This window comes from Acidithiobacillus sp. TH-A35 (assembly GCF_057473505.1).
Genome location: NZ_JBYCKR010000064.1, coordinates 1 through 9,964, shown reverse-complemented (window position 1 = coordinate 9,964; position 9,964 = coordinate 1). Strand labels below are relative to the sequence as shown.

General features: G+C 54.2%; 12 protein-coding genes and 1 pseudogene. 12 read left to right on the top strand and 1 reads right to left on the bottom strand.

All coding sequences use genetic code 11. The features are described from left to right. The 6 genes from AC2VNK_RS02525 to AC2VNK_RS02500 form a co-directional block, all read left to right on the top strand. On the top strand, positions 1-382 hold a 382-nt coding region (locus AC2VNK_RS02525), incomplete at its 5' end, for a sensor histidine kinase (RefSeq protein ID WP_486882685.1). Continuing rightward, complete coding sequence (locus AC2VNK_RS02520; RefSeq protein ID WP_486882684.1) at positions 382-1,737, top strand: sigma-54-dependent transcriptional regulator; 1,356 nt, start codon at positions 382-384, stop codon at positions 1,735-1,737. The genes AC2VNK_RS02525 and AC2VNK_RS02520, both read left to right, overlap by 1 nt. Next, complete coding sequence (locus tag AC2VNK_RS02515; protein WP_291523803.1) at positions 1,734-2,534, top strand: prepilin peptidase; 801 nt, start codon at positions 1,734-1,736, stop codon at positions 2,532-2,534. Before AC2VNK_RS02520 ends, AC2VNK_RS02515 begins: the two co-directional genes overlap by 4 nt. Then, positions 2,535-3,137 carry a dephospho-CoA kinase gene (gene coaE, locus AC2VNK_RS02510; protein WP_486882683.1) on the top strand — a complete coding sequence of 201 codons (603 nt, stop codon included), beginning with the start codon at positions 2,535-2,537 and terminating at the stop codon, positions 3,135-3,137. A gap of 130 nt (positions 3,138-3,267) precedes the next feature. Next, entirely contained in the window at positions 3,268-4,020 is a 753-nt protein-coding gene (locus AC2VNK_RS02505; RefSeq protein WP_291523807.1) for a cell division protein ZapD, read from the top strand. Between the two features lie 33 nt (positions 4,021-4,053). Then, entirely contained in the window at positions 4,054-5,064 is a 1,011-nt protein-coding gene (locus tag AC2VNK_RS02500) for a class 1 fructose-bisphosphatase (protein WP_291523809.1), read from the top strand. A gap of 169 nt (positions 5,065-5,233) precedes the next feature. Here the strand turns inward: AC2VNK_RS02500 and AC2VNK_RS02495 are convergent, their stop codons facing one another. Continuing rightward, the gene (locus tag AC2VNK_RS02495) at positions 5,234-5,389 is read right to left on the bottom strand and encodes a hypothetical protein (RefSeq protein ID WP_291523811.1); all 156 of its coding nucleotides are present in this window, start codon (positions 5,387-5,389) and stop codon (positions 5,234-5,236) included. Positions 5,390-5,583: 194 nt separating this feature from the next. On the opposite strand from AC2VNK_RS02495, the gene AC2VNK_RS02490 reads away from it, so the two are divergent. The 6 genes and pseudogenes from AC2VNK_RS02490 to AC2VNK_RS02465 form a co-directional block, all read left to right on the top strand. Further along, positions 5,584-6,297: a COG4648 family protein gene (locus AC2VNK_RS02490; protein ID WP_291523813.1), complete on the top strand. Its 714-nt coding sequence runs from the start codon at positions 5,584-5,586 to the stop codon at positions 6,295-6,297. A gap of 47 nt (positions 6,298-6,344) precedes the next feature. Beyond that, a complete protein-coding gene (locus tag AC2VNK_RS02485) occupies positions 6,345-7,706 on the top strand; it encodes an AMP-binding protein (protein WP_291523815.1) in 1,362 nt (453 codons plus the stop codon). Then, positions 7,693-8,007, top strand: coding sequence for a 3-hydroxyacyl-ACP dehydratase FabZ family protein (locus AC2VNK_RS02480; protein WP_486882686.1), 315 nt, complete (start codon positions 7,693-7,695; stop codon positions 8,005-8,007). Before AC2VNK_RS02485 ends, AC2VNK_RS02480 begins: the two co-directional genes overlap by 14 nt. Positions 8,008-8,009: 2 nt before the next feature. Next, the gene (locus AC2VNK_RS02475) at positions 8,010-8,966 is read left to right on the top strand and encodes a lysophospholipid acyltransferase family protein (RefSeq protein ID WP_486882682.1); all 957 of its coding nucleotides are present in this window, start codon (positions 8,010-8,012) and stop codon (positions 8,964-8,966) included. Position 8,967: 1 nt separating this feature from the next. Further along, the gene (locus AC2VNK_RS02470; protein WP_486882681.1) at positions 8,968-9,648 is read left to right on the top strand and encodes a LolA family protein; all 681 of its coding nucleotides are present in this window, start codon (positions 8,968-8,970) and stop codon (positions 9,646-9,648) included. 26 nt (positions 9,649-9,674) lie between these two features. Then, positions 9,675-9,964: pseudogene (locus AC2VNK_RS02465) on the top strand (MMPL family transporter); the annotation flags it as partial.

Sequence of the window (9,964 nt, the reverse complement as noted above, 5' to 3'; positions counted from 1 at the left end):
CCGTGAAATTTCCCCGCAGCTTCGGGTCTATGCCGATCCTGCGCAGTTGCGGCAGGTGTTCTGGAATCTGCTGCATAACAGCGCACAGTATGGTGTGGCAGAAGATGCTACGATGCGCGTCGAAATCGAGACAGTACGTGCGGACAAGGAGATCATCATGGTGACGCTGCGGGATTTTGGACCGGGCGTAAAGCTGGAGGTGATGGAGCGCATTTTTGAGCCATTTTTTACGACCAATTCACGGGGTACCGGACTGGGCTTGTCTATGGTGCGCGAGTTGTTGCGCATTAACGGTGGTCGCATTGATTGTGAAAACCATCCACAGGGCGGTGTACTGTTCCGGATCTTTCTCCCCTGCTGGTGTCTGGAGACGGAGGAGTGATGGCTGATTCTTCCGTATTGCCACCTGCCCTGATCGTGGATGACGAGCCGAATATCGTTGAATTACTGGGTATTACGTTGCAGGGTATGGGAATTGCTGTCACTGGTGCCCGTTCCCTCGCAGAAGCCTACGCCCGCCTTGCCGAAGGTGCTCCGTCTTTATGTCTGAGCGATCTGCGTTTACCGGATGGTTCAGGTATTGATCTGGTACGCCGTCTGCACGTGTTGCACCCGCAAGTGCCAGTGGCCGTGATTACGGCCTACTCATCCGCCGATGGCGCCGTCGCGGCGATGCAGGCGGGGGCCTTTGATTACATGGCCAAGCCCATCGAACTTACGCGTCTGCGGCGACTGATATCGCAAGCCGTTGATCTCAGTCGTCTGTCACCGGCGGGTTCGGACGGCACGCAACGGCTGGTGGGCGATTCTCCGGTCATGCGACGCTTACGCGACGATATCCGCCGCGTTGCGCGAAGTAATGCGCCAGTACACATCACCGGTGAGTCTGGTACCGGTAAGGAGTTGGCCGCGCGTGCCATTCACGCCTCGGGATCCCGTCACGACAAGCCTTTCGTGGCCGTTAACTGCGGCGCTATTCCCGATGGACTGGTGGAGAGTGAGCTCTTCGGTGCCGAGAATGGTGCTTATTCTGGTGCCATACAGCGTCGCGAAGGGCTCTTTGTGGCGGCCAATGGCGGCACGATTTTTCTGGATGAGATCGGTGAACTACCGATGATGGTGCAGGTCAAGCTCCTGCGGGCCATTCAGGAGCGGACCATTCGTCCGCTGGGTGCGTCGCGGGAAATTCCTCTGGATCTGCGTTTCATCTCCGCTACCCACCGCGATCTGCAAGAGATGGTCGTTGCCGGTAACTTTCGTCAGGATCTCCTGTATCGTCTGGATGTCGTGCGGCTCCATATGCCGCCCTTGCGCGAGCATCCGGAGGATATTCCCCAGTTGGCGGAGGTGATCCTGCAACGTATCGGGGGGGTGCAGGATGGTGCGCCGGCGCGGCTGCCCGCGGGGACTCTGGAGCGGCTGGGTAGTTACGCTTTCCCTGGCAATGTCCGCGAGTTGGAAAATTTGCTGGAGCGCCGTCTCGCGTTACAGCGGGACGATATTCTACCTGAAGAAGCATTCAACGCCTCTGGCGGTGTGGCGCCAGAAAGCGGCCTGCTTGCCTCTGTAACGGTAAGTGCTGCGCCGACCGGTTTAGACACGGCAGAGGCCGCATTACTGCGCCAGATGCTGGAGCAGTCTGGAGGCGACCGGCATCATGCCGCAGATCTGCTAGGTGTCAGTTTGCAGTCGCTGGAGCTGCGACTCAGCAGATTGTCTCCGGGAGAAATTGCATGACACAGGGTGCAATGAGCGTGGTCTATATCTTAGTCGCCCTGCTCGGCCTGCTCATCGGCAGCTTCCTGAATGTGGTGGTACATCGGGTGCCTCGCCACGAATCCATCATCCATCCCGCGTCCCACTGCCCGCACTGCGGCTATGTGCTGCATTCCTGGGAAAATATCCCGGTCCTGAGCTGGATCTTATTGCGCGGCCGCTGCCACGGTTGCAGCAACCCCATTGCCTGGCGTTATCCGGCGTTGGAACTGCTGACCAGTTTGCTCAGCCTGGTGGTTATCTGGCAACTGGGCCTCACCTGGCAACTGGTCCCTGCCTTGATATTCACCTGGGCGCTGCTGGCGCTGACCATGATTGATCTGGAGACGCAACTGTTGCCTGACCGCATTACCAAGCCGGGACTGCTGATCGGGCTGCTGCTCAATGGGTCGGCACTTTTCTGGCCGGGGATAGCGCTGGTGACGCCCCAGGACGCCTTGCTCGGTGTACTCATCGGCTACGGCAGTCTGTGGTTGCTGGCCACGGTGTATTATCGGGCGACCGGGCAGCACGGAATGGGCGGCGGTGATCTCAAATTGCTCGGCATGATTGGTGCCTGGCTGGGCTGGCAGGCCGTTTTTTTGACCCTGTTCATCGCGGCTCTGAGCGGTGGTCTGGTCGCCCTGAGCTTCCTGCTGCGTGGTAAGGGCCGGGACTATGCCATGCCTTTCGGTCCTTACCTGGCGCTGGGGGGCTGGCTCATGCTGCTGTGGCCACAAGCCATCCTTTCCGGTTACCTGCATCTGCTGGGTTCCTGAATGGCGCTGGGGATTGGTCTGACGGGGGGGGTGGCCTGCGGCAAAAGCACGGTCGCCGGGATGCTCAAGGCGGCGGGCGCCCATGTGCTGGATGCCGATGTCATCGCCCGCGAACTGGTGGTGCCGGGCAGTCCGGCTCTGCAAGCCATTATCACCCATTTTGGTCCGGCTTTTTTAGGCGAAGATGGCTGCCTCGATCGCGCCGCATTGCGTGCCCGGATTTTTGCTGATCCAGCGGCGAAAATCTGGCTGGAAGCCCTTCTCCATCCGCTTATTCGTGCATCCTTTATAACTGCCAGCGATGCATTGACCAGACGGCATCCGCAAGCGCTGATGGTCTGGGTGGTGCCGTTGCTGGTCGAAAATGGCTATCGCCCATTGCTGGATCAGGTCCTGGTCGTCGATTGTCCCCGCTCCGTGCAAATAGAGCGCTTGCGTGCCCGCCCTGGCTGGACAGAGGAGCAAATCTCTGCGGTGCTCGCGGCGCAATGTGATCGTGTCGCGCGTAATGCCGCCGCCGACTGGATTATTTCCAATGAAGGGTCGCTGGCTGAGTTGCAAACTCAGGTTGCCCTCTATCTTCGTCATTTGCGGGGAACCTAACGATTTGCTTAGGGAAAGCGCCTGTGGCAACCTGTGGGGCGCTGCCCAGAAATGGTGCACGCTGCCATTCCCTGATTTTGGGGTGCTGTGGCTCCGTGCAGCGGCAGTGACTTTTGAATGAGGTTACGGCATGGCTGTTTATGAACACCCGCTCCATGAGCGCGCGCGCCTTTTGCTGCGCCTGGAGAGTGTCTTCGCACAGTTACAGCATGAGGTAGCGGGCACCACCAGTCTGCGCGATGCCCTGCGCCCCTACAATGAGCTGCTTGATTTTTGCAGCCGCCCGGAGTTGCGCCTTGATCTCATTCTGGAACTGGAACGTCTTGCTCAGAGCCTTGCCATCTGGGCGCAGAGCCCCGAGGCGAATGAAGACCCTTTGCGCGTCTGGCAATTTCGCATAGACCAACAAATCAAAGCGCTGCGTGAGCAGCGTGAGCCTTTCGGGCAATTATTGCGCCATCAGGAAATCATCCAGCTCGCGCGCGGCAGGATGGGGGTAGCCGGAGGCCTCGCGGACTGTGATCTGCCCATACTTGCGTTCTGGAACCAGCAAGCCCCTGAGTGCATCCGCGGACTTCTGAATGGGTGGCAGAAAAGCCTGGAAGTTCTGCAGAGTAGCACTGATCTGATTCTCGCGTTGTTGCGCGACTCCTGTGCATGGTCAACCGTGGAAGCCCGGGAAGGGCGTTATGGAGCGCCTTTGGATGCTCGCCGGCCGCCCTCCATGATCCGCCTGGAGTTGACAGATCGCGCCGATTATTATCCGAAAATCAGTGGGGGTATCCATCGCTTTCATATTCAGTTACTGCAATGGTTGGACCAGGGAACGGCGCGCGCGATAGAATCCACGGTAGAATTCAAGCTGGGCCTCAGCGCTCTCTAGACGATCACTCATCTTCCAGTAAAGGACCGCACCATGCATATCGGCACCACCCTCAGCCAATTTATTATTGAAGAAACGCGCCTCTATCCCGGTGCCTCTGGCGACTTCGCCGGTTTGCTCAACGATCTCACCATTTCCTGCAAATTCATTGGCGCGCAGGTGTATCGCGGTGCGCTGGTGGGGGCACTGGGCAGCGCCGGCACCGACAATGTGCAGGGCGAGGTGCAGAAAAAGCTGGATATCATCTCCAACGAAGCCATCCTCAAGTCCATGGATTGGACGGGCCATCTCGCCGGCATGGCCTCCGAGGAGATGGATGACCCCTACGCCATCCCCAACAATATTCCGCGCGGCAAGTATCTGCTGCTTTTTGATCCATTGGATGGTTCCAGCAATATCGATGTCGGCATCAGTGTCGGGACCATTTTCAGCATCCTCAAGGCACCCGTGGCCGGGCGTAATGCGGAACTCGCCGATTTCCTCCAGCCTGGCGTGGAGCAGGTCTGCGCCGGCTACGCGTTGTACGGCTCCAGCAATATGCTGGTCTATAGCACCGGCTATGGAGTCAATGGCTTCACCCTTGATCCTTCCATCGGTGAGTATATCCTGACTCACAGCCAGATGCGTATTCCCGAGGACACCAGTGAATATGCCATCAACATGAGCAACCATCGCCACTGGCAGAAACCGGTGCAACGTTATATTGATGAGCTCAATCAAGGCACGGATGGCCCCCGTCGGCGCGACTTCAACATGCGCTGGGTCGGATCCATGGTGGCTGATGTGCATCGCATCCTTTGTCGGGGTGGTATTTTCCTGTATCCCTTTGATCAGCGTGATCCGAAGAAACCGGGCAAGCTGCGTCTGCTGTACGAGGCCAATCCCATGTCCTACCTCGTAGAGCAGGCGGGTGGCGCGGCCAGCACGGGCACGACGCGCATCCTGGACATCGATCCCCAGGGCTTGCACGAGCGCGTCCCCGTTATCCTGGGTGCCAAAAATGAGGTGGAGCGGGTGGTGGCTTACCACAGTGACCAGTTTTGAAGACCATGAGGCCGTCGCAATTTGATTATGGCAACTCCGGTTGTCCATAGGTTCACGAATTGCGACCTTGAGAGAATGCGTGGGGCGTGCTATGCAAAAATGTCATGAGTTCAAAAACATCAGTGGAATGAATAGGACGCTTATAGCGTTATTGACGTTGGTGATCAGCCTAGCGTTCCCGGTAGCGGTGTACGCCGATGGCGCGCCTTTGAAGCGTGACGCCCAGAATGTCGGGCGCGCAGTTGGTTCCACCGCGCATAAAATCGGTCAGGTCGGAAAAGATGTCGGTGTCGGGATTGCGAAGAGTGCAGTCGACGTTGGGCATGCGGCAAAGGCTGGCGCGATCGAGTTTTGGAGCGCCCTGCGGGGACGCGATACGGCTATGAGTCGTTCAGTGCCCCCCTCCAAGTGATAAGGAACCAGGCTGAATCGTCATCGCTTTATGAAATATCGGAGTTGGGGAGCGCCGATATAATATATCTTTCCCATTTTATGACCGACTTTTTAAGGAGAAAGGGTGTGGGAGGGCTTCTTAATAAGGATGCGGCGCTGATCGCGACGAAGTATAAAGCGATCACCTTGCATGGTTTCTGGAAAGTCGCACTTTTTCTGTTTATTTTTATCGGCTATCAAGTGCTCACCTATGTGGATGTTTCTACAAAAAATCCGGGGGTATTTGTCGTTATATCGGCATTTATACCAATTATGGCTGGCCTGTTACTTATCTCCTGGCGTACGCGCTATAAGGCGTTTTGGATTTTGTCTGTCGCCATTTCTGGCATGATAATAGTGCGCAATAGTACGACCATCGCGTACTATATAGGCTGGATATGTATGGTGCAGCGGAGTGCGATATTTATTCTGTTAGCGTTCACCTTCGGTCTCACTTTGCGCTCCGGCCACATGCCGCTGATCTCGCGGATTGCTGAGATGGTACATGGTCCACTGAGTATGCGACTGGCACGATATACGCGCAAAGTGACTGTGGCATGGACACTATTTTTTTCAGCGCTGACGATGGTGTTGTTCTTGATATTTTTTATTCTTGGTGAGCACGTATGGGTGTTGTTTTCCGGTACGGCTAGCACGGTATTGATTGCATCCATGTTCATCATTGAATACGCTGTTCGTTGCCGCCAAATCCCCATCAGTGAGCGGGGCAGTATGGTGGAGGGCATCCGGACTTATTTTGGCAGCGGGCAATCTGTTTCTAATAGAAAATCTGATTCATAGTTGGGAATTCATGATATTTATTTTTTAAACAGGGAGTTTTTCCGGATATGAATTATCTCCCGATGATGACACATCGATCTCCGGATGATGTCGTGGCCATTCGACAAGGTCATGGTGTCACGCTACGGCAGTTCTTGGCCGACGTGAACTATACCCGGCTGCTGCTCCGGCCCGGACGACATTTGCTGAATACCTGTCAGGATAGTTACCATTTCATGGTAACCCTCGCGGCGGCAATGGCTGCTGGGAAAACCAGCCTGCTGCCTTCCACGTACACCACCGGAAGTGTCAAAAAAATAATCGATTTCGCGCCAGACCTGTTTTGCCTTGGCGATGATGGGAATGATATGGGCTTACCCTACCTGGCGTTCCCGACTTCTCTGCCAGACGCGCCCGTCGACAGCTCGCCCGCTATCCCGCGCCTGGATGCATCGCTCCCGGTGGCTTACGTGTTTACATCTGGTTCGACCGGAACACCCGTCCCTCACCTTAAAACATGGGGGAATCTCGTGCATTCGGTGCGCGCAGAGGCGCAGCGCTTGGGCTTATTAGATGGCCGCACCTACACGGTGGTGGGTACTGTTCCACCCCAGCATATGTATGGTTTTGAATCTACCATTCTTATGGCGTGGCAGTGTGCTGCTGTCATTGCTGCGGAGCGCCATTTCTACCCGGCGGATATTTGTACAGGGATTTCTTCAGTATCGCGACCGCGCGTTTTGATCAGTACCCCCGTTCACCTTCGTTCCATGCTCGCTGCGGATACACCATTACCAAGTGTTGATTTATTGCTTTCTGCTACGGCACCACTAACTCGGGATCTTGCGGCAGACGCAGAAGCCCGCTTTAGCAGTGAGCTGCTCGAAATTTACGGCTCTACCGAAACTGGCGTTGTGGCAACGCGGCGCACCAGCCAAACGGAGGAATGGCATTTACTCCCGGAGTTGTCGTGGATTAGGAAGGGTGCCCGGATTGAGATAAACGGAGGGCATTTGAAACAGGCAGTGGAGGTTGGCGACTCTATAGAAATAGTGGATGAAAAACATTTTCTTTTATATGGTCGTATGGAAGATCTCGTAAATATAGCAGGTAAACGTAGTTCTATTTCATATTTAAATCATCAGTTAATATCTATTTCCGGAGTTCTGGACGGGGTGTTTTTTATGCCCGATGAAACTGATAATGGGCGAGTGACACGTTTAGTCGCATTTGCCGTGGCCCCGGACTTGGATACAGAAATAATAATTGAGCGTCTTAAACAGTGTGTGGACCCCGCGTTTATTCCCCGCCCGCTGAAGATTGTGGACGGCCTACCTAGAAACGCTACTGGAAAGATCTCACGAGAAGCCTTGAAAGCAATGGCCGTGGCTCTGATCGGCAAAGAGGAGCGCTCATCTGAAATATTATGACCACAAATTTACGATCCCTGTTGAGCATCCGGTCTTCGCCGGCCATTTTCCGGGAAATCCGATTGTGCCGGCCGCCTTGCTTCTTGATGAGATGGTTTGCGCTATAGCCTCAGCAAACAGCTTGCCGATGAACGATTGCAGCATTAGCTCGGCGAAATTCTACAGCCCAGTGGCACCTGGGGAATCTCTGAATCTTCGCGTGGCCGTATTGGACAATACGACCGTGCGCTTTGAGGTGTGTGCGGGCACCCGTCTGGTAGCGTCCGGCTACCTCTCTGTCCAGGCTGTGGAGCGACTCTAATAATGGCGCGCCTGTTAAGGACGGTTCAACAATCGCCTGATAGCGGGTGGCTAAGTCGTCCAGAGCGTGGGAGCCGATTTCTGCTGCGTCTGATGATCTGGATTTCAAAAAAGATGGGAAGGCCCGTCGGTCGTGTGGTGCTGCACTTTATTGCGTGTTATTTCCTGCTTTTTGCGCCATCGGCGCGGGTTGCCTCTCGAGTCTACCTTACCCGCGTTCTGGGTCGCCGCGTCGGTGGCAGAGATGTCTATCGTCATTTCCTGACGTTTGCGACCACGATTCACGATAGAGTTTATCTGCTCAGTAACGATGACTCACTTTTTACTATCCAGTCGCATTTGTCCAAAGACGTGGAACAGGCGATTACCGACATGCGTGGGGTCTTGTTGGTGGGTGCGCACCTGGGTAGCTTTGAGGTGTTGCGGTCGGTCGGCCAGCAGTATCCCGGAATGTCCGTGGTGATGGTTATGTACGAGGAAAATGCGAAGAAGCTAAATACGACGCTGGCGGGTGTGAAAATCGGAGAGCAGCCTAATGTTATACCGTTAGGCCGCTGGGACACGATGCTACGTGTTCAGGAGCAGTTGGAACTGGGTGCATTGGTAGGTTTCCTCGGTGACCGGTCCGTCGGGTCAGAGAAAAAGCGGATTATTCCTTTCCTCGGAGAGTCCGCCGCATGGCCGAGTGGCACTTTTCGTATCGCGGCGCTTCTCAAGCGGCCCTTGTATTTTATGGCCGGTCTGTATACGGGTCCCGGGCAATATGAAATATTTATAAAGCAGATTGCTGATTTTTCTTTGGTAGAGAAATCGGCTCGGGACAAGGCTATTCAGGACGCAATGTTAAAATATGTTGAAGAAGTTGAGAAATACTGTCATATGGCTCCCTATAATTGGTTTAATTTTTATGATTTTTGGGAAAAACTTTCTAATATTGAAGTGCGGGAGGATCATTTATAAAATGAGTGATGAGTGCCGTCAACTGGAGTTGCACGCCGCGATCACTGCGCCCGGTATTTCCATTTTATATCCCGGCTCGCTACTGTTTCGGCGAAGACTTTATCTGCCCAGACGATATGCCATAGGCGCCGTGCTCGCTTTTTTCCTCGCGGCCTCCTTGATGACACAAGCTGTCTACGCAGCAGACTGGAACATAACACAATTAATGCACGCCTTGGCGCAAGTGAAATCTGGACATGCCTCTTTTGCGGAGACAAAATATATTGGCTTTTTAGATAAGCCGATACAATCATCTGGCAATATGCGCTTTGTGTCGCCCGATATGCTGGAAATGCACACCATCAAACCCAGCGATCAGGTGATGCTGGTGCAAGGCGATGTTCTTACTATAGATAAACATGCCATTCAATTAGAAGACCATCCGGAACTGCTCGCTTTTGTCGATAGTATTCGCGGGGTACTGGCGGGAAATACTGAGCTGCTAGAGAGGTATTTTACGCTTTCCCTCAAAGGCGAAGAAAATAGCTGGTCATTGACGCTGGTTCCCAAGAAAAATGATTTTGCAAAATTAATTAAACATATCTCCGTTGGTGGTATCGGGCAAATGGTACGCAGTATTGAAATTGTAAAAGTAAATCACGATTGGTCGCTTATTAGTATAAGTAATTCGTCCTCACCATGAGAAAATTCCGATGGTTTATTCTGGGGATGTGGCTGGCGATCCTGCTCGGCGCTATTGGCATAATAATCAGTACCAAATTTGAGTCTACGCTATCCGAATTTCTGCCAAAATCTCCTGGCGTGCAGCAAGAGATTTTGAACGAGCAGTTGCGCAATGGTGTGCTTTCACGAAAGATTTTAGTGGGGATCGAGGGCGGCGATGCAGTCGCACGGGCGCGTATTTCAGCGCAAATGGTTCTCGATCTTGGCAAGACGAAGCAGTTCGAGTTTGTGAGCAATGGGAACGCAGGTGTGAGTTCCAAAATATATAGTTATCT

What these genes read in the sequence shown, in the direction of transcription:
- coaE (WP_486882683.1), top strand. Translation starts at nt 2,535, where the DNA reads ATGGCGCTGGGGATTGGTCTGACGGGGGGGGTGGCCTGCGGCAAAAGC.
- AC2VNK_RS02505 (WP_291523807.1), top strand. Translation starts at nt 3,268, where the DNA reads ATGGCTGTTTATGAACACCCGCTCCATGAGCGCGCGCGCCTTTTGCTG.
- AC2VNK_RS02475 (WP_486882682.1), top strand. Translation starts at nt 8,010, where the DNA reads ATGGCGCGCCTGTTAAGGACGGTTCAACAATCGCCTGATAGCGGGTGG.
- AC2VNK_RS02495 (WP_291523811.1), bottom strand. Translation starts at nt 5,389, where the DNA reads ATGCCCAACGTCGACTGCACTCTTCGCAATCCCGACACCGACATCTTT.
- AC2VNK_RS02520 (WP_486882684.1), top strand. Translation starts at nt 382, where the DNA reads ATGGCTGATTCTTCCGTATTGCCACCTGCCCTGATCGTGGATGACGAG.
- AC2VNK_RS02485 (WP_291523815.1), top strand. Translation starts at nt 6,345, where the DNA reads ATGAATTATCTCCCGATGATGACACATCGATCTCCGGATGATGTCGTG.
- AC2VNK_RS02470 (WP_486882681.1), top strand. Translation starts at nt 8,968, where the DNA reads ATGAGTGATGAGTGCCGTCAACTGGAGTTGCACGCCGCGATCACTGCG.
- AC2VNK_RS02500 (WP_291523809.1), top strand. Translation starts at nt 4,054, where the DNA reads ATGCATATCGGCACCACCCTCAGCCAATTTATTATTGAAGAAACGCGC.
- AC2VNK_RS02515 (WP_291523803.1), top strand. Translation starts at nt 1,734, where the DNA reads ATGACACAGGGTGCAATGAGCGTGGTCTATATCTTAGTCGCCCTGCTC.